The organism is Paenibacillus sp. PastM-3 (assembly GCF_029893965.1).
Taxonomy (GTDB): domain Bacteria; phylum Bacillota; class Bacilli; order Paenibacillales; family Paenibacillaceae; genus Paenibacillus_AQ.
The window spans coordinates 118,301-137,795 of sequence record NZ_JARXXP010000008.1; the positions used below are offsets into that span (position 1 = coordinate 118,301).

The window sequence follows — 19,495 nt, forward strand, 5'->3', positions numbered from 1 at the left end:
CAATAGATGAATCAGCAGCAACGCGCAGAGCGTATGAATATCGGGATTTTTGCCCATGTCGATGCCGGGAAGACGACGACTACGGAGCATATTTTATATGAAAGCGGGCGTATCCGCGCACTCGGCAGTGTGGACAGCGGTACGGCGGTGACCGATTCGATGGAGGTGGAGCGGCAGCGGGGCATTTCAGTCCGGGCGGCATTGGCTTCTTTTAGCTGGAAAGGGGTGCAGGTGAACCTGGTCGATACGCCGGGGCATGTCGATTTTCTGTCTGAGGTGGAGCGGAGCCTGCGGGTGATGGACTGCGCGGTGCTGATCCTCTCGGCGGTCGAAGGTGTACAGGCCCAGAGCGAGATGATCTGGAATGCGCTGCGCAAGCTGGGGATTCCTACACTAATTTTTGTCAATAAAATGGACCGGACCGGTGCAGACCCGGAAGCCGTACTGGCGCAGGCGCGGACCTATCTGTCGGGGGACATCATTCCGGTGCAGCAGCCGCTCGGCAGGGAGCAGGATTATCGCGGTGCAGCGGATTTGTGGTCTGGTGAGTCGGCTACGGTTGCACGGACGGAACTGCTGGAGACACTGGCGGAACGGGATGAGTCGCTGCTGGAGCTGTATATGGCGGGCGGGGAGCCGGATCTTCTCTACTGGAAAAAATATATGCAGACCGCGGCTGCTGCCGGGCGCCTGTTCCCGCTCGTATACGGAGTGGCGGCTAAAGGGATCGGCATTACGGACCTGCTGGATGCGATGATTGACTATTTGCCGAGGGCGGGGGGAGATGCGGAGCAGCCCGTTTCCGGTATCGTCTATAACATCCAGCGGGATAAAAGCATGGGCCGTATGGCATTTGTCCGCCTGTATGAGGGTACGATCCGTAACCGTGATTCGGTAACGAACTACTCCCAGGCGACAGAAGCCAAAGTGACGCAGATCCGCAAGGTGGAGGGCGGCCGTACCGAGGATGTCGGCGCGCTTGAGGCCGGTGACATCGCGGTAGTCTACGGTCTATCCGGCGTGCGGATCGGCGATGTACTGGGCCGGCCGGATGCGGTTCCGCAGGAGGCGAAGCTGGCTGTGCCGCTGTTGACCGTGCGGGTGTTCTGGGGCACAGACATGGACGACCACAAGGTAATCGGCGCGCTGCAGGAGCTGGCGGACGAGGATCCGCAGCTTGGCGCCGAGTGGCTGCCGGAGGAGCGTGAGCTGCACATCAAGGTGATGGGGCCGATCCAGCTGGAGGTGCTGGACAGTGTGCTGCAGAGCCGTTACGGCCTGAAGGTCACCTTCGGCCAGCCGTCGGTGATCTATAAGGAAACGCCGCGTGCTGCGGGTGAGGGTTATGTTGCTTACCTGATGCCGAAGCCGTGCTGGGCGATTCTGCGGTTTAAGATTGAGCCGGGGCTACCGGGCAGCGGCCTCGTATATGAATCGGTCGTGCGCAGCTCCGACCTGCTGCCGCAGTACCAGAACGAGACGGCGCGCCGCGTACCGGAGGCGCTGCAGCAGGGGCTGTACGGCTGGGAGGTTACCGACCTGAAAGTGACGCTGGTGGAGGGGAACCATCATGTGTGGCATACCCATCCGCTGGATTTTGCCGTGGCTACGCCGATGGGCCTGATGGACGGGCTGAACCGGATTGGCACCCGGCTGCTGGAGCCGATTCTGGCCGTGCGCATCGTCGTGCCGGAGGAGAACGCCGGCCGCGTGATGAACGACCTCGTGCAAATGCGCGGCAGCTTCGAGCCGCCCGTACTGCAGGGCGAGCGGATGATCATCGAGGGCCGGCTGCCGCTGGCCACGTCACTGGATTATCCGGTGACGCTCAGCTCCTACACGAAGGGGCGCAGCACCTTCGCTTCCGCTTTTGCCGGCTACGAGCCGTGCCCGCCGGACGTCACCGCCGAGCGTACGCGCCGCGGCGTGAACCCGCTGGACCAGGCGAAGTATATTTTGAGTGTGCGGAAGGCGTTGCAGGGGTGAGGGTGCCGTCCATCCGGCCGGAGATAAGCAGTTTCGCTGGACAGCCTGGCGACCCTGTCACCGGATAAGTGTACTTTGTGCAACTAAAACGCCGGAATCTAGAGTATTTCGTGAGTTAACTGCACTTTATACAAATAAAACAGCCCAAAATCGCATTTTTTAGCGAAATGGGTCAACTTAGTTGTATAGAATGCAGTTATCCTTCCGCACTCCCTAAAAAGGTACATAATAGTTGTACAGAGTGCAGTTATTCGTAATCTCGAATTCCGTCTGCCTAAGGATTTAGGAAGATATAAGGAAAGAACGGTTTATTCTTAACTGTATCTGTTTATATTTCCGTAAATAAACATTGCAGGCACTGAATAAACTATATTATTTAGAGATGAGGAGACTTGCGAATGGTCATACTTGGAACCATCGTTGCAATTGTAACCGCTATCATTATATCTTCCTTCCTTGGTCCGTACGGGCTGCTTACGATGCTTGCGGTGGGTTTTGGTTTCTTGTTCAGCATTCACGCCAGAGTCCGGGAGGTACAAAGCGATCTGAAGCTGATTAAGCAGCACTTGGGAATAATGGAGACAAAGGAAGCTGTTGTGAGCAACGAAGAAATTGAGGCGGAGCTGGAGCAGGAGATGGCGGTGGCCAGAGAGTAGTGTCTATATAATGTAAATAAGTGCGTGCCCTCAGTGGAAAGGAAACTGGAGGGGCGCACTTTTTTTTGGCTTAGGCATAGCTTTTGATGTATTGAGAATGTATCTTTCTCTGTAGCATTTCTAATGGAGTGCGTGGATTGAAATACCCTGTGTAAGATTTGCTAATGCTTCACGTTTTCTTTGTACTGCGCATTTTCTTATTCTCAAGTTGCTCAGATTCCCTGATGTTCTAGAACCCGTTTGCGCATCACCGCAGCCTTTATCGTCTTCTTCTCCCACTCCAGTTCTGTATCACCAGCTTTCGTGAACCCGTTCCGCTCCCAGAAATTCAGCACAGAATTTTTGTAACCTGTCACTACATCAATGCGGATCGAGCCGTTAGGAATATTCAGCGACCGGATATATCCTTCAAATGAGGAATAGATCTCTTTGCCGAGTCCTTTAGCTTGATATTCTTGATCTAGCAACAGCAGTGATAAATAGGTCTCCGTTCCTGGCAGAAAATCAATTACTCCGATAATACGTCCTGAAATTTTCTGCACTATTTTACAAGATAAAAAATTCAGTTCCCGCATAGACATAAGCTCTTTCTCCAACCATTCTTCCGCAATCTGCTTCACACCCAAATGTCTTAATAGAAATGCAGGATTGGAGTTGTATACATTAACCAGTTCTGGTACATCGTCATTTCCTACAATTTCTACTATGAATAACTTTGTTTCAAAAATCATTTAACCTTCCCCTATTCCTAAAACGTTCTCAGTATACCTTGTAAGAATCAGTAAATTTACGTCACAGTATGAGTCTACTGCCCATCTTACGTTGCACTTTGCTTGGAGTGCATAAGATACAATACATATAAAGGGTATGCTGTGAGAGTAGACCTATCGCGGTAATCCGGCTGCACTCCATAAAGAGTGGCAAAAGTCTACTCCCCAGCCTTCCTCCGCGCACGGAACCGCCTCACCTTCATCAGATTCCCGCACAATTTATCATCGCAATACCGCTTGGAGCGGTTGCGTGTATCATCATAGTAAACCCAGAGACAGTCGGTATTGTCGCAGATGCGGATGCGGGAGGTTTCTTTCTCGAGTACGGCTTCGGCAAAAGACGCTGCAATCTCGGCCATGATCTGTCCCCAGTCGCTGCGCTGCGGCAGGAGGGTAAGCTCTGGAGGCTTGTCCGGATTACGGATGATTTGCCGGATAACCGAACCTGCCGCCATATAGCTGTTGAGCTGCTCAAGCAGTGACTGATCCGGGGGAGCTCCCTGTACCAGCCGCTGGACTTCTTCCCAGAGCAAACTGCGTAACTGCTTAAGCTGCTGCAATTCCTCCGGTTTTGCCGGTGCAGCTGCCGGCAGCCCGTGCTGCTCCAGCCACTCCGCCAGCCACTGCGGATCGTCCAAACGATCACGGTCCAGGCTCCGGTCGCCGGTCCGCCAGTCCCGCCAATAGCTGTTAATGTAATCATCCCAGAGCATTGTATATCCCTCCTCCCGCAACTTATTCCGTAACTCATTGTTCCCTTGATTGTAACAGTTAAAACTAAGTATTGCTAGTTACTTGATTCAGTTTTGGAGTTGTGCTATATTTTCGTTGTAACTATTATTTATGGATTTAAGTGGTTACGAAAGAATGAATCATATGGCCGAGCTGAATACTAAATACGAGACAATGGACAATGAATGTACTAACCATTTTACGCTAACCATTAAATAACCCCACAGGAGGTTTATCATGCAAAACAAAATAAGCGAAGTACTGCTCGAAAACTGGGATTATGCCATGGACACTGAGGACTGGGCACCGCCGCTGAGTGATGCACTGGAGGGTGTAACGGCCGAGCAGGCGGCCTGGAAGCCGGGCGAAGCGGGGAACACGATCTGGGAGACGGTGAATCATCTTACCTTTTACAAGGAGCGCCTGCTGCGCAAGCTTAAGGGACTTGAGCAACTGCCGGATCTGGAAAGCAACGATGCCACATTTACCGTTACGGAGAGCGGGGAAGAAGCCTGGGCACAGGCCGTTACCAAGCTGAAATCAGTCCATGCATCCTTGCGTGAGATCATCGAAGCACTGGAAGAGGGCGCGTATGACTGGGGCGGTTCCGGACATGCTCCTGGCGAAGAGGTCATGAGCCTGATCCTGCATGACTGCTACCATACCGGACAGATTGTACTGATCCGCAAGCTGCAGGGCTCCTGGCCGTCAACCCGCAGTTTTAACTAAGCTATTCCGTGTACCATAAATCTTGCTAATCTTTAAGCCGCACCTTACGGCGTCCCATTCCATGCCGGGCGCCGTAAGGTGCGGCTATTTGTTTCAATCATAAAAATCCGGGGTTAATGGATGTCATAACAGCTTGATAATCGAAGGGAGAGATTGATGATGGATCCGAATTACAAGGATAGAAGTGTTGAGGTTGAACGCACGGAGGTACGCAAGCACTCGGACTCCAGCGCTGTCGCATCCACCTTTATTAAATACGCCGCTTATATCATTATTATCTTTGGTATCCTGTTCTTCCTGGTGCGGTACGTCTTCCCGATGTTTTAATTAGAGGGTGAGCGGACACACGCCACAGTGCCACTTACCGGCATCAGCTGTGACTGCCACAGTACAGCCGACCCAAAAAGCCGCGCCTACCTGGAGGTAGACACGGCTTTTGCTTTTGCGCATCGTTTAATTCCACTTATACATCCCGCTGGACAAATTCACGGGAATCACCGGAGTTACGATAAAAGAACCAGCATTCATTCAGCATTTTGATCTGGCGCCGGTCTTTTTTGAAATAAGCCTTCATCAGCTGCTGGCAGAGCCACTGCGGCAAGTGTACCCCTCCTCTAAGCATGCATCCTATGTACAGATAGCATATGGGGAAAGGTGCCTAAAGGTGCGGCAGCAGTTCATAATTTAGCTCTTGAAATAAGGTTAGTGCACGCCTTCTTCTTCCTCTTCGTACCACTGCTCCAGCTGCGCCTGCAGGGCACGGATCTCTGTCAGCAGTGAGATAAGCGGATATTCCTTCTCCTGAATGGAGGCAAAAGCGCTCTCCAGCCGGTTGATATACCCCAGCCCCGATTCCAGCACATCCCCTTCACGCAAAAGCTCCAGCGCATCGCATTCCGCAACCGCCAGCGGCAGATCCGGCACATTGTCGGCGGTCAGCTTGGCAATCTCCTTGTTCAGTCGCAGATTTAGCGCACTCAGCTGGTACGCATACTCCTCAGGCATTTCTACAAATTGCAGTTCCTTATGCTGCTGCAAAATTACATAACGCATTTTCGGCATTCCCGATGTCTCCCTCCGTACTTGTCTTCCTTCTTGACAGTGTAGCCTATGGGCAAGTTACAATTCAAGTGGTGATATTATTTTGCATATCTAAAAAGGGGGCGGACGCTATGACCAGTACCAGCATCAGTATGAGTAATGAGGAGCTGCAGCAGTGGATCGAGCGGGTATCGCTCAGCAGCTTCGGCGTGCCGTTCCGGCACAAGGCCAGCTTTAACAGCAGACTGACGACGACGGGCGGACGGTATTTTACCAAAAGCCATAATATAGAGATTAATCCGCAGCAGCTTGCCATCCATGGACATGAGGAGACGGAAAAAATAATCAAGCATGAGCTCTGCCACTATCACCTGCACCTGGCGAAGCGCGGATATATGCACCGGGATGCCGATTTTAAAAGCCTGCTGGCCAAAGTCGGCGGCAGCCGCTATTGCCAGACCCTCCCCGGAGCCAAGGCGCGTAAGCCGCAGCCTTACCGGTACAAGCTGGTGTGCACGGCCTGTGATATGGAATATCCGCGCAAACGGCGGGCCGATCCGGCACGCTACCGCTGCGGCAAATGCTCAGGCAAGCTGAAGCTGCTGACGCTAGAAGCCGGCAAATAATCCGTTATTTAATGACAAGGCCCAGCAGACCGGCAAAAGAAGCCGCCTGATCCGCAGAAATAATGCAGCCCGGCAGGTCTTCAATGTCCACCAGCAGTCCGGTGAATTCACAGCTGCTCAGATCGGTATCCCTCAGCCTGACTCCGGCCATGACGGCCTGGTCCATTTTGCATTCCTCAAACGCCACTTTCTGAAAGTCGGCCTGATAGTAATCAGCGCTGTTCAGCGAGCATTGCCCGAAGGCGGTAAGCTTGAGCTTGCCGAACCGGAAGCTGGAGAAATCGCAGAGTGAATCAATCACAGAGACATTCTGGAAGCGGGCGCGGGTAAAGTCGGTGCCGATCATTTTACATTGTCTGAACTCGGTCCGGTGGATGAAAGCTTCACTGAAATTTACATTAGAGAGGTCGCAGTTCTCAAAGATCACATCCGTCAGCTCAATGGCGCGGAGTGAGGATTCGCTGATAATCACATTTTTGAATAATACCTTGTCAAAAGAGACCTTCTCGGCTTCCTGATACTCCAGTAGAATATCGCTGATCTGGCAGCGGCTGTATTCCTCTTTGGTCTGCAATGCATCTATAGGCTGCAGCGGCAAAAGAGCGGGGGCCGTGATTTTTGGGGGTTCGATCTTATCGATTTTTTCAACTGAATCCTTCTTGTTCTTCATGAATGCCTCCAGGTAACAAGTCTATAAATGAAGATTACTTTCATCTGGTAATTATTATGCGGTAAACGCTCTCCTGAATGCAAACAAACATTCTGTGCTGGAGGGAAAATAAAGTTCCTTCTATAATATAGGGCAGTCCGGATGAGCTGAACGCGGCTTTTCCAGGGCTGCTGTTTTTTTGGACTCCAATAAAAGGCTATACGATAGAGCATACTGCCCACCCCTACGGATCTCCGTAAAAATACACCTGTGCCTAGTACAATCACACCTCGTTTTGTAAACGCTGTCATCCTAAGATGAAAGGGAAGTCCATTTTGGCTTAGAGGGGGCGCATTTATGAAACGGTTCAGGTCACTGGTGGCGGGGCTGCTGGTGCTGCTGCTTATGCTTCCGGATCTGTCTGCTTTTGGCGCGGGAGGAAGTCCGGCGGAGGCTGCAGGTGTCGGGGGAACAGGGGCAGGGCAAATTCCGGCAGGCACAGTCCTGATCAAGAACAAGTGGAAAAGCAATTATCTCTACGAGACCAGCGGAGGGGTCGTCCGTTACGGAATGACGAATCCGGCAGATACCTCTGCGCACTGGAATGTGGAAACCACGGAGGGTGTATCCCGGATCAAAAATGTCAAAACAGGCCACTACATCACGCTCGCCGGTAATGCCGGCAAAGAGGATTCCTTGAAAGCAGCGGCTAGTACAGGTGGAGGGGGCGCATCTGAACAGTGGCTGATTGATCTCTCGAACCGAAGCGGGTATATGGTCATCCGCAGTGCTACTGCACCCGAGGGCAAGCTGGTCATCCATCAGGAAAATCAGCTCGGCTATGCCCAGGTCAGCTCGGATATCAATGTGACCTTTGAGAGTCCGCAGTGGGCTTTTATTGATCTGGGCGCAGCGCCGGCGGTGCGGCTGGAGAGCCGGATGCGTCCCGGGCAGGTGATGTATGAAGAGGAAGGTAAAGTCCTTTACGGCACAGCAGCGCTGGGCAATGAGGCTGCGCAGTGGTTTCTGGAGCCGGGAGAGAACACCGGAACCTTGACCATCCGCAACCGTGCGACAGGGCATTACATCAAGCAGAACGCGGAGCACTGGTTCGGTGTTTTTGCGGATGTTATTGATCCGGCGGACAAAGGATTAAGTGAATGGGTTCAGGAGGCAGCTCCCGGTGAAGACGGGGCAGGCTATATCACACTTCGCAACCACGGGCTGACAGACGGGGGCAAAGAGCTGTGGCTGAATCCCCAGTACGGCGACGACAATAATGTGCGCTCCAACAACTGGCCGGGCTGGGCAGGCAATCACAGCGCGCAATGGACGATTGTACCGGTTACCGAGCTGCAGCCTGTGCGGATAGCGGCCTATACCGATGCGCAGACAGCAGCGGATTATATCTATGAGGCTTCCGGCGGCATGTTAGCTCATGGGGCGATTGCACCGGATGCGGCAAATGAGAACAGCTATTTATGGTATGCCGAGGATTATGACGGCCATAAACGGATACGTAATGCGGCGAGCGGCCATTATCTCTCATACACAGGGGATACGGTAAAAGCGCTCACGCTCAGCGAAAGTAACCTTTCCGACCGGTGGGTGTTCAATGAATCGGATGATTACGATGATTATCAGACGATTGAGAATGTGCAGAGTCCGGGCGTCTATCTGGCGATGCTGGCAGGCGGCGGTGCCGGTGCCGGAACGGATGCTAGTACACTTGCGGCGCAGTGGCAGTTGCTGGACCCAAGCACTCCAATAGATAACGCCGAGCATTATTACCGGATTCAGAACGGCTGGCAGTCTTTTTACTGGTACGAGAGCAAGGAGGGGCTGCTGAAATACGGCAATATGCAGGAGGACGGCTCTGACCAGTGGCTGGTGGAAAAGTATAACGGCCGCAAGCTGTTCAAGAACCGCAAGACCGGCCACTACATCAATATAGCGCAGATGCCGGACGGACATATTCAGGTAAGTCCGCTGGCGGATAAAACCAATGTGGAACAGGCCTATATCTGGACCGGAAAAAATACCGGTGACAGCACCTACGTTATATCCAATGTACTCGACAAGGAGCCGGGAAAACGGCCGGAGAAATATATTTCCCTGCAAAACCTGACCAAATATGCCGAGTACGGTGTCATTAATCCGGATTGGGGCAGCCCGAAATGGAGATTCGTCGCGGTGACGGAGAAGAAGCAGGATCTGTTCCGCTTCAAACTGAACGGGGTAAACGGCGAAGATCAGTATTTGCAGGACGGTCCTGTTCCGGCTGTGCAGGAGAATGAACGGAAGCTGGCAGAACACGGCGCTACGGTTACGGAGGACGTGTATGCCCGGCAATCCGGGGCGGAGGTGCAGGCGGCAGACTCCGGGCAAGAGAGTCCGCTGACTAGGGAAGGGGAATCAGTCGAGCAAAAAACGAAACTGGAAGCCGCTGATGTTGACATGACGGTCGGGCAGGCGACGTACGGTACGCTTGACCCGGAAGATGACAGCTTTGTGTGGCAGCTGCAGGAAATCCCGGGAGCCGGCGGGGCGGTGAAGCTTAAGAACAGGGGCACAGGCAGATATCTCTCGCTGCAGAATTTCGGTGAGGCGATCGAGCAGGAGAGCCCTGAGCTGGCTGTACCTACAGAGCAGACGGTCTATGATGTCTGGGCCAGTATCCGGTGGGTAGTGGATATGCAGCCATCCGGTGTTTCTACTATTAAAAGCGCCTGGGCGGGCCATTATCTGTACGGTGCATCCGGTACGGACGGCGAGCCGGTCATTAGGATCAGCAAGGCTGCCGGAGCCGCCGGTATGGACAGTGCACAGTTCACCGCCGAAGCGGTAACAGAAGCTCCGCCGGCTGTTCCGGCTGATCCGGTAAGATTCAAGAATGCACAGACCGGCGACTACCTCTATGAGAATGAACATGGTGTAGTGCTGTACGGACAGCCTGCGGCGGATAACGGTTACTCACACTGGACGATTTCAGGCGGAGCGGGCGGTCAGTTCATTGTGAACCGGGCTACCGGTCATTATCTGACGCTGAACGAGGATTATTCGTTCCTGGAAAGCGGCGCTGAGCCGGATACGCACGGTGCCTCATTCTGGAAGGTCAGTCTGGCTGCAGATTACCGGAATTATCTGATCCGCAGTCTGTACGGGGAATATGACGATGAACTGATCAATCTGAGCAATAAAACCGGCTATGCCGAGCGTGCCCTGCTGCTGGACAGCGAAGCATCCGCGCAGTGGGCGCTGGAAGCAGCATCGGCCGAATTTAACAGGCCGGCCGGTGAGGCGCGGAACAGCGATACCTCCACACCGGTTCAGGATGACACCAACATTGTGAGGATCGCGCCGCAAGCAGCGGCCGGGAAAGTACTGGCAGAGAAGGATGGCCAGCCGGTTTATGCAGACAGCAAGGACTTGACTGCTAAGGCTGAGTGGCTGGTGCAGGATGTTAACGGCCGCAAAAGGATTAAAAATGTGCAGACAGGTCATTATCTCTCACTTGATGAAAAAGGTGCTGCTGAGCTGACTTCCGGCGGCGGGGAGGCCTCGCAGTGGGTTGTGGAGGAGAAGCTTGGCCTCATGCGGATCAGCAGCGCAGACCGTAGCACAGTGTTCGCAGTGGACGGCAACGAGCAGTGGAGCTTCGTGCCGGTGCCCAGGGATATTGTGTATCCCGGCAAGGATGCCTTTCATGGCAGCGGTCTGCTGCGTTTTGCTGTAAATGCGGAGCAGGCTGGAGATTACAATGCGGTGCTCCGCTATAAATATGCGGCTTCTGCAGAGGCGGCGCTCGATGTGACCGTGAACGGGCTTCCGCAAGGTACGGCCAAGTTGCCGGCTGCCAGTGACTGGCACACGGTAACTTTAAAGCTGGCGCTCAGGGCTGGTATTAATACAGTTACGCTCAGCAGCGGAGGCGAGGACTGGAGCAAGGTATCTGTTGACAGTCTCACGGTCAAGGAAAGTGTGGCTAAAGCCTACCGCGGGGCTACTGTTCCTTATATCAGCTATGAGGCAGAGGATGCTGTTACGAACGGCGAGCTTATTGGCCCGTCCCGCAAATACCGCAGTGTAGCCTCGGAAGCTTCCGGACGGCAGGCGGTAGTGCTTAAGAATACGGGTGACTACATCGAGTTCACCCTGGCTGAACCTGCGAATTCCATCGTGCTCCGTTATTCCATCCCGGACAGTCCGGACGGGGCAGGTGCGCAGGAGACGCTGACACTGCTGGTGAACGGCAAACGGCAGGAGCTGAGCCTGACCTCCAAATATGCCTGGGAATACGGCAGCTATCCATGGTCAAATGATCCCCGTCAGGGCAGCGGGCACCGCTTCTTTGACGAGATTCATGCCCTGATCGGCGATGCTCCGGCAGGAGCTGTGATTCGCCTGGAGAAAAGTGCGCAGGATCAGGCGGCCTCTTATGTTATTGATCTGGCAGAACTGGAGCTGGTTGCCCCTGCACTGGAGATGCCGGAAGGATATCTGTCTGTGACGGATTACGGTGCAGTCCCTGATGATGAGGGCGATGACACTGCCGCCTTCAGGGCCGCGCTGGCTGCAGCAGAAGCAGCCGGAAGCGGCCTCTGGTTCCCGGCAGGCAGCTTCAATGTCGGCGACGGCCTGCTTAACCTGTACAATGCAGACATCCGCGGAGCAGGGATATGGTACACGACGTTGAACGGGGCCAAGTTCTACGGTCACGGAGGCAAGATTAGCGTACACGATCTGCTGATCGAGGGCGGGATTAATGTGCGTGACGATGAGGCGGTTACGAACGCTTTTCACGGGGCGTTCGGGCAGGGCTCGCTCATCCAGAATGTCTGGATCGAGCATACCAAAGCCGGGCTGTGGCTGACTCAGCCGGGAGGCGAAAAAGTCCGGACAGACGGCCTGCATATGGTCGGCCTGCGCATCCGCAATCTGATGGCGGACGGCATTAACTTTGCGGTGGGCACAGGCAACAGCATGATGGAGCAGAGCGACATCCGCTATCCGGGTGATGACGGGATCGCCATGTGGTCTTTTACCGATGACAAGCTGAGTGACGTTAACGGCAGTGAGCGGACGCCGAGCTTCAATAATACAGCCCGCTTCAATACCGTTGCGCTGCCTTGGCTGGCTGATAATATCGTCGTCTTTGGCGGCCGGGACAACCAAATCCAGGATAATATCGTCAAAGACACCGTAACGAACGGTGCGGGTATTGCTGTATCAACCCGTTTCTCGGCTGAACCGTTCCGGGGAACTACGGTGGTGGAGCGCAATACGCTGCTGCGCACCGGCAGCTATGATTCCGGTTATGGGTTCAACTTAGGAGCCATCTGGCTGTACGCGGGCGAAAGTAATCTGAATGCCGATGTGCAGATCCGCAGCAATACCATCCTGGACAGTACTTACTCCGGATTGGTAGCGCACGGCAATATGAAGCTGGACGGTGTTGTACTCACGGACAACATCATTGACGGGGCAGGCACAAGCGGCGTGGAAGTGACGCCTGAGCTGACCGGCAGCCTGCTCATCGACAATCTGATTATCCGCGGGGAACGGATGAACCTGCTGGCTAATCCGGCAGCCGGGTTCACTGTCCGTGAGAAGAACCAGGGTATCGCCACTGCCGTTAAGCCGTTCACTGTTAAGCTGGCTGACGGGCAGAAGGGGCCGTTTACCTTGAAGCAGGGCACGGCTGACGGGTTGCAGGTGCTGGATCAGACTGGCGCGGACCTTACTGCGCAGGCTGAATGGAGCTTCGCGGAAGCCGGTATAGCCGGCTTTAAGGACGGCAGGCTGCAGGCTGCTGCAGCAGGGAATACCCTGCTTACTGTGAGCGTGAACGGCAGCTCACGGGTGTATGACCTGGCTGTGCTGAAGCCGGACGATACGGAGTCCGGTATCCCCGGCGGCACCGGAGGCTCCGGCGGCAGCGCAGGAACTGGCGCTGCTGCAGCGGACGGTGACGCCCGCCTGAGCGCCGCCGCCGCCGCAGGGCAGCGCGAGATCGTGGTCGCTGCCGGTGCCGGCGGCACGGCGCGCTTCAGTGCAGCCGCCCTGCGGAGCGCGGCTGCTGCAGTGCCCGGCGCCGTGCTCGTGGTCACGAGCGGCGGCGCGTCCTACCGCTTTCCGCTGCACCGCGCGGAAAGCGTGCTTGAAGCGGCCGGCCTTGCGGACGGCACGCTGGAATTTGCGCTGGCTCCGCTTAGCGGCGCAGCGCTTGAGAAGCTGCTTGCGGGTGCAGGCAAGCAGGCCCTTGCGGTGAAGGGTGTGCCGGCAGGCTTCACCCTGAGCGTACTCGGCGGCAGCGGCGCAGCCGCCGTGCCGGTCAGCGGCCTCGGCGCTGCTTACGCAGAGCGGACGCTGACCGTGGAGGAAGCGGTCAGTGCAGACCGCGCGGCAGCGCTGCTGTACGACGCGCAGACCGGTACCTTCCGGTATGTGCCGGCCCTGTTCGAGACGGCCGGCGGGGTAACGAAGGTTACCGTCAAGAGCAGTGTGGCCGGAGGCGTTATAGCGGTTGCGCTGCATCCGGTCAGCTTCGGCGATCTCTCCGGCCACTGGGCCAAGACTGAGATTGAGCTGCTGGCCGGCAAGCTCATCCTGAATGGCCGCGGCGCCGGCAGCTTTGCGCCGCAGCAGACCGTCAGCCGGGCCGAATTCGCGGCCATGCTGGTGCGCTCACTCGGCCTGCTGCCGGAGGCTGCGGCTGACGCCGCCGCCTTCAGCGACGTGCCGGCCGGCGCCTGGTTTGCAGCCGATGCCAGGGCGGCTGCTGAGCTGGGCCTGGTGCAGGGCTACGCGGACGGAACCTTCCGTCCGGAGGCTCCGGTCACCAGGGAGCAGCTGGCGGTGATGGCCGCCAGAGCGCTGAAGCTGGTGCAGTCAGCTTCAGCACCGCCTGCAGCCGCACCTGCCGCAGGCGCCGGCGGAACGCCAGCCACCAGCGGAACGCCAGTCACCGGCAGAACGCCAGCCACCGGCGGAACGCCAGCCACTGCTGCAGCAAGTGGTATCACTATGACCACTGCCGGCGGAACGCCAGCCATCCTCGCCGCAGCCAGTATTGTCACCACCACTGCCGCCGCAAATGCTGCTGCTGTTGCCAGTGCACCTGGAGCAGCATCCGGCACTGCTCCAGCCGCTGCCACTCCGGCAGCATCAAGTTTAGCTTTTGACGTTAACGCCACCTCGCCCGGCGCAGCACCAACCGCCACTGGCAGCTTCACCGACGCTGCCGACATCGCTTCCTGGGCACAGGAAGCGGTGAACACCCTGACCGCCGGCGGAATTATGCAGGGACGGCCTTCCGGCAGCTTCGCGCCGCAGGCCGTCACCAGCCGTGCCGAAGCGGCGGTCATACTGGCCCGGCTGCTGCGGGCCGGCAGGCTGCTGAACGATTAATCGTGTTCATCCTGCCTTAATGCAGCACCCCAAAAAAGCCGCCGCCTCAGGAATCTCCATTCCTTTGGCGGCGGCCTTTTTATGCAGCTTCAATCAACGTCAATGCTTATCTTTACTTCCGATCCATGATCTGGATCGGACTGTTGCGGGCGGAGCAGGCTCAGTTGATGCTTCCATGCGGCGGGGGAAGAAGAGGGGCGGAATCCGGATTTTTCCGTATGGCCGAGCTGAACAGATGATCCAGGAACAGATTTTCCACGGAGGAGAGCCGCTCCTTGTTGTAAATGACGAATGTCTGCCGCATCGGAAAGGGATTGTCCTCGATCGGAATGGCAATCAGCGAGCGTTTGGCAACCTCGTGTCCCATGTAGGAGGGGGCGAATAGCGTGGCACCGTAGTTGGCGGCAACCATCTGCTTGATCAGCTCCAGATTGTTCATTTCATATTGGATATACAAATTCAGATGAAGCCGTTTGAAGACGAACTCCACCGTTTCGCGGTATTGCTTGCCCTCCTGATACATAATGAGCGGATGATGCCCGATATCCTTCAGCGTCACGGACGGGCATGCTGCCTGCGGACTGTCGGGGGAGACGATGTAATAGATATGCTCGCTGTTGAGCATCCGGAAAGACAGTTCACTGTCTTCGATAGAATATCGGGTGATGCCAAGGTTGAAGTTGCCCATCCGGATGCCGTGAATGACATTATTGGTAGAGAAGGAATGCACCTTAACATTTGTTTTCGGGAAAAATGAGATGAACTTTTCAAGAACCTTAAATAAAAACAGATTGCTTAACGAATTGGTGCAGCCGATCTCCAGCTGCTGCTCCTCCTGCTTCGCCGCTTTGTCCACCGCAACCTGCCCCTGTTCCAGAGTCCGCAATATTTTCAGGGCATAAGGGTAAAAGGCCTTCCCCTCTGCCGTCAGCTGATTTCCGCTTTTTCTCCGGATGAACAAGGGTTTCCCCACACTCTTCTCCAATTGCAAAATACGCTGGGAAACCGTCGGCTGCGGAATGAACAACTCCTCAGATGCTTTTTGGAAGCTCCCTGAATGATGGATGGCAAGAAAAGTCTTGATCTGCTCCAGGTTCATATCTAACACCTCTTAAAGAAGTTAAGTTTATTAACATATGAAAGTAATAGAAACCGATTACATTCAATTTACTAATTTAAATATTAGATATTCATAATTTACATGTAATTAATACTACCATAATATTAGGTTAACCCAATGGTCAAGCGGAAATTTATCGTAAACATTGTAAACTAATATTACTCCTGTAGTCATTGGGATGTAACAGTATTCAAAATTCAAATTTATGGGAGTGGGAGGTCAGCGCAAGTGAAAAGGATTAAGGGCATGCGTCTATATCTGGGGTGGTTGCTTATAGCTGTCGTTTTGGCTCTGGTTACAGCTTGCGGCAATGCAGAAAATGCAGGAAATGCCGGAAATGCCGGAAATGCCGGCAACGCAGGCAATGGGGGTTCGGTGAGCAGCGGAGAATCGGTCTCTGTCAGTTCTGGCAGCGGAGACGGCGGCAAGACGTTACGCATTCGTTTCTATGATGACCCGGCAGGTTTTGATCCGGCGACAATATTCCGTGTCGAGAACGAAAACATAGCCTTTAATATTTTCAGTGGACTGACAACATACGAATCCAAGACGGGAGAAATTATCCCTGATCTTGCGGAGAGCTGGACTACCGAGGATAACCAGACCTGGAACTTCAAATTAAGAGAAGGTGTCCAGTGGCAAAAAGGGTACGGGGAGTTTACATCGGCGGATGTACTGTACAGCTATGAGCGGATTATTGACCCGGCGGTGGCATCGCCGTACGCTTCGGAGTTCGGTAATGTGGAGTCGTTTGAAGCGCCCGACCCTTATACATTCATCATTAAGCTGAAGTCGCCGGACGGCAATTTTCTTCACCAGGTGGCCAATTACCATCAGGGTCAGATCGTGAAGAAGGAGGCGGTTGAGGAACTGGGCGAGCGGTTTATGTGGGAGCCTGTCGGTACAGGACCTTACCAGATTGAAAGCATCCGGACGAACTCGGAAATTGTAATGGTCCGTCACGAGGATTACTACCGCGGGCCTGCGCCGATTGCGAAGCTTGTCTTCAGTATCATCAAAGACGACGATACCGCTTCGATCGCCTTACAGAACGGAGAGGTCGATTTGGCGATGCGGATCGAGAAAACGGAATTGCTGCAGAAGCTGGAAGCAGCGGGGCTGAAGTTGAATGTGCTGCTGGAACGGGCAGTCAACCTGCGGATCTTCAATACCGAGCACGGCCCATTGGCGGACGCCAGAGTCCGGCAGGCCTGGGCGCATGCCGTGGACTGGACCGGCAATATTCAAGCCACGAACCCGATGGGGCAGATGGCAGCCTCGAATCTCCTGCCGACCTGGATGGACGGTTACACGGATGATATTCCTGTATATGAATACGATCCAGAAAAAGCGAAGGCTCTGCTGGCTGAGGCGGGTTATCCGGACGGATTCAGCATCACAATGCATACGCGCAGTGTAGAGGAAAGCGAGCAGCTCGAGCAGGAGAACTTGAGGGCGGTAGGTATTGCTCTTGATTTTGAAATTGTGGAAGCGGCCCAGTATAACCAGATCCGCAATGAAGGCAACTTTGAGGTATCCGGCCGGCAGCTGCCTGCCGTGAATCCCGATACCATCTTATTCAGCTATCTGCATCCGGATAATATTGCCCCGAAAGGCTTGAACGGTGCGCGGTACAGCAATCCTGAACTGACTGCGAAGCTGGAGGCTGCCCGTGCTGAGGTCAACGCAGACACCCGTGCTCAATTGTATGCCGAGGTTCAGCGGATTGCCATGACTGATCTGCCCTATATCCCGCGTCTGGCGGCGAACGGTTATTGGCCAAGCTCGCAGAATGTGCAGAATGTCAACATTAATCCGTTGTCACAGGTGAACTTCTTTGAGGTAGATATTACGGAATAAAGAGGAGGGATGCCCGTGGGCGGTTATCTGCTAAGGAAAACAAGTCAGCTCATCCCGACGATCATTGGAGTGGTGACACTGGTATTTATCATCATCCGCCTGATTCCCGGTGATGCGACGGCGGTCATGGCGGGGGACAGTCTCTCGGGCGATGCGCTGCAGGCCATGAAGGAGCGGCTGGGTCTGGATGTTCCGGTCTGGCGGCAGTACATCGATTATTGGCTGGATCTGCTGCGGATGGATCTCGGGACGACCCTGGTGACCGGCCAGTCTGTTCTGCAACTGATCGTTGAGGCTTTGCCGGTCACCTTCATCGTCGCTGTGCTGACCGTGCTGATCGCTTGCCTGATCGGTGTTGCATTAGGTACGCTTGCCGCGTTCAGCGCGCATAAGGGGAGGAAGGTAATGGACCGTTTTATCACCTGGCTGTCCATGCTGGTAGACCTGATGCCCTCCTTCTGGATGGCGCTGCTGCTGATGCTGCTCTTCACACTGACGCTGGGCTGGCTGCCTGCAACCGGTCCGATCCATTTCGGTGATCCTGCCAGTCTGTTCCGGCGCATCGCGCTGCCGCTGATTGTGCTCTGCCTGGGTCAGATTTCCACTATTGTACGCATCACCCGTACCTCTGTTCTTGAAGTGCTGGGCGAGGATTATGTCCGGACGGCGCGGGCATTCGGGGCACCGGAGCTTCTGGTGGTGTTCCGGCACGCGCTCAAGAATGCAGCTATGCCGATTATTACCGTCGCTGGACTCGCCTTCGGCAATCTGATGAACGGTACTGTCATCACCGAGTTTATTTTCTCCATACCCGGCATCGGTTCATTGCTTATCGGCGGCATCAAAATGCGCGATTATACACTGGTGCAGAATGTCATCCTGGTCTACTCGCTGTTATTCATTATGATCAACATGTTAACGGATATTTTGTACCGTCGAATGGATCCGAGAGTTAAATTCTGAGTAAAGGAGCTGAGAATATGGACAATAGTGCCGAAGGTTCTCTGCATCAAACGGGAACGGGGGGAAGAAGGTTATCCTTGCCTAGGCTTAAGGCGCTCCCGGCCTTTAAGCTGCTGAGGAACCGGCAGGGGGTTGCCGGTCTGCTGATATTGCTTCCGCTCATATTGGTTGCCCTGCTCGCTCCGGTTCTTCCGCTGGACGACCCGCTCAAGACGGATATCCAGGCGGGCCTCGCCTCCCCTTCCTTGGAGCATCCGCTCGGAACTGATAAGATCGGGCGGGATATTATGAGCCGGACAGTCTCGGGTATGCAGACTTCTATGATCGTCGGCTTTTCTGTCGCGCTGATTACGCTTGCCGGCGGCATTCTGATTGGAACGGTCTCAGGATTCTTCGGCGGGCGCTGGGACCGGTATATCATGATGGTAACCGACATTTTCCTCGCGTTCCCGTCGCTGCTGCTGGCCATCGCCCTGGTCGCCATCTTTGGAGCAGGCATGCTGCCCGTCATTGCTGCGATCTCCATTGCCGATCTGCCGAGAGCGATCCGGCTGCAGCGGTCGCTGGTGCTGAGTGTAAGATCCCGGACCTTCATCGATGCGGCCCGGATTGTGTCCGCTCCGGCAAGCTGGCTGATGTTCCGCCATATTCTGCCCAACACAATTGCACCCATGCTTGTTTCGGCCAGCATCGTTGCCGCGAGCGCCATTCTGACGGAGGCCAGTCTCAGCTTCCTCGGGCTTGGCATTACGCCCCCGGCGCCTTCGCTCGGTAACATTATTAAAGACGGGCAATCCTACTTGCAGCAAGCCTGGTGGATTTCCACCCTGCCCGGCCTCGTTATATTCGTGATTGCCATCGGCCTGCACCTGCTGTCCGACGGCATACGTGAAGTGCTTGACCCGCGCTCCAAGCGATAAACGGGGAATCAGGCTAACCAAAGGGCCAACCAT

Annotated in this window: 15 protein-coding genes; 9 read left to right on the top strand and 6 right to left on the bottom strand. The window is 55.0% G+C overall.

From position 1 onward, the window contains the following. Positions 1-6: 6 nt before the first annotated feature. Together M2108_RS14310 and M2108_RS14315 are read left to right on the top strand one after the other, a co-directional pair. Positions 7-1,986 (top strand): GTP-binding protein, encoded by a 1,980-nt coding sequence (locus M2108_RS14310; RefSeq protein ID WP_277470065.1) that lies wholly within the window; start codon positions 7-9, stop codon positions 1,984-1,986. A 398-nt stretch (positions 1,987-2,384) separates the two neighbouring features. Further along, positions 2,385-2,642, top strand: a complete 258-nt coding sequence (locus tag M2108_RS14315; RefSeq protein ID WP_277470064.1) for a hypothetical protein — start codon at positions 2,385-2,387, stop codon at positions 2,640-2,642. 212 nt (positions 2,643-2,854) lie between these two features. Here the strand turns inward: M2108_RS14315 and M2108_RS14320 are convergent, their stop codons facing one another. Continuing rightward, entirely contained in the window at positions 2,855-3,373 is a 519-nt protein-coding gene (locus M2108_RS14320; protein WP_277470063.1) for a GNAT family N-acetyltransferase, read from the bottom strand. A gap of 197 nt (positions 3,374-3,570) precedes the next feature. Next, positions 3,571-4,125 (bottom strand): CGNR zinc finger domain-containing protein, encoded by a 555-nt coding sequence (locus M2108_RS14325; RefSeq protein ID WP_277470062.1) that lies wholly within the window; start codon positions 4,123-4,125, stop codon positions 3,571-3,573. Positions 4,126-4,381: 256 nt separating this feature from the next. On the opposite strand from M2108_RS14325, the gene M2108_RS14330 reads away from it, so the two are divergent. Together M2108_RS14330 and M2108_RS14335 are read left to right on the top strand one after the other, a co-directional pair. Beyond that, on the top strand, positions 4,382-4,873 hold the full coding sequence (locus M2108_RS14330) for a DinB family protein (RefSeq protein WP_277470061.1): 492 nt from the start codon (positions 4,382-4,384) through the stop codon (positions 4,871-4,873). Positions 4,874-5,029: 156 nt separating this feature from the next. After that, positions 5,030-5,200, top strand: coding sequence for a hypothetical protein (locus tag M2108_RS14335; protein WP_156123784.1), 171 nt, complete (start codon positions 5,030-5,032; stop codon positions 5,198-5,200). Between the two features lie 136 nt (positions 5,201-5,336). Here M2108_RS14335 and cmpA read toward each other — a convergent pair whose 3' ends face one another. Both cmpA and M2108_RS14345 read right to left on the bottom strand, forming a co-directional pair. Next, a complete protein-coding gene (cmpA, locus tag M2108_RS14340; protein WP_144027122.1) occupies positions 5,337-5,474 on the bottom strand; it encodes a cortex morphogenetic protein CmpA in 138 nt (45 codons plus the stop codon). 101 nt (positions 5,475-5,575) lie between these two features. Next, positions 5,576-5,935 carry a hydrolase/acyltransferase gene (locus M2108_RS14345; protein WP_068728239.1) on the bottom strand — a complete coding sequence of 120 codons (360 nt, stop codon included), beginning with the start codon at positions 5,933-5,935 and terminating at the stop codon, positions 5,576-5,578. A gap of 131 nt (positions 5,936-6,066) precedes the next feature. Between M2108_RS14345 and M2108_RS14350 the strand changes: the two genes are divergently transcribed. Further along, a complete protein-coding gene (locus tag M2108_RS14350; RefSeq protein WP_277470170.1) occupies positions 6,067-6,540 on the top strand; it encodes a SprT family protein in 474 nt (157 codons plus the stop codon). 4 nt (positions 6,541-6,544) lie between these two features. Here M2108_RS14350 and M2108_RS14355 read toward each other — a convergent pair whose 3' ends face one another. Further along, on the bottom strand, positions 6,545-7,210 hold the full coding sequence (locus M2108_RS14355; protein ID WP_277470060.1) for a pentapeptide repeat-containing protein: 666 nt from the start codon (positions 7,208-7,210) through the stop codon (positions 6,545-6,547). Positions 7,211-7,546: 336 nt separating this feature from the next. On the opposite strand from M2108_RS14355, the gene M2108_RS14360 reads away from it, so the two are divergent. Next, positions 7,547-14,599, top strand: coding sequence for an S-layer homology domain-containing protein (locus M2108_RS14360; RefSeq protein ID WP_277470059.1), 7,053 nt, complete (start codon positions 7,547-7,549; stop codon positions 14,597-14,599). 160 nt (positions 14,600-14,759) lie between these two features. On the opposite strand, the gene M2108_RS14365 is transcribed toward M2108_RS14360, so the two are convergent. Further along, the gene (locus tag M2108_RS14365; protein WP_277470058.1) at positions 14,760-15,698 is read right to left on the bottom strand and encodes a LysR family transcriptional regulator; all 939 of its coding nucleotides are present in this window, start codon (positions 15,696-15,698) and stop codon (positions 14,760-14,762) included. A gap of 249 nt (positions 15,699-15,947) precedes the next feature. Between M2108_RS14365 and M2108_RS14370 the strand changes: the two genes are divergently transcribed. From M2108_RS14370 to M2108_RS14380, 3 genes are all read left to right on the top strand, one after another. Beyond that, on the top strand, positions 15,948-17,579 hold the full coding sequence (locus tag M2108_RS14370) for an ABC transporter substrate-binding protein (protein ID WP_277470057.1): 1,632 nt from the start codon (positions 15,948-15,950) through the stop codon (positions 17,577-17,579). A 15-nt stretch (positions 17,580-17,594) separates the two neighbouring features. After that, the gene (locus M2108_RS14375; protein ID WP_277470056.1) at positions 17,595-18,542 is read left to right on the top strand and encodes an ABC transporter permease; all 948 of its coding nucleotides are present in this window, start codon (positions 17,595-17,597) and stop codon (positions 18,540-18,542) included. Between the two features lie 77 nt (positions 18,543-18,619). Continuing rightward, positions 18,620-19,462, top strand: a complete 843-nt coding sequence (locus M2108_RS14380; protein WP_280777070.1) for an ABC transporter permease — start codon at positions 18,620-18,622, stop codon at positions 19,460-19,462. Positions 19,463-19,495: the final 33 nt, after the last annotated feature.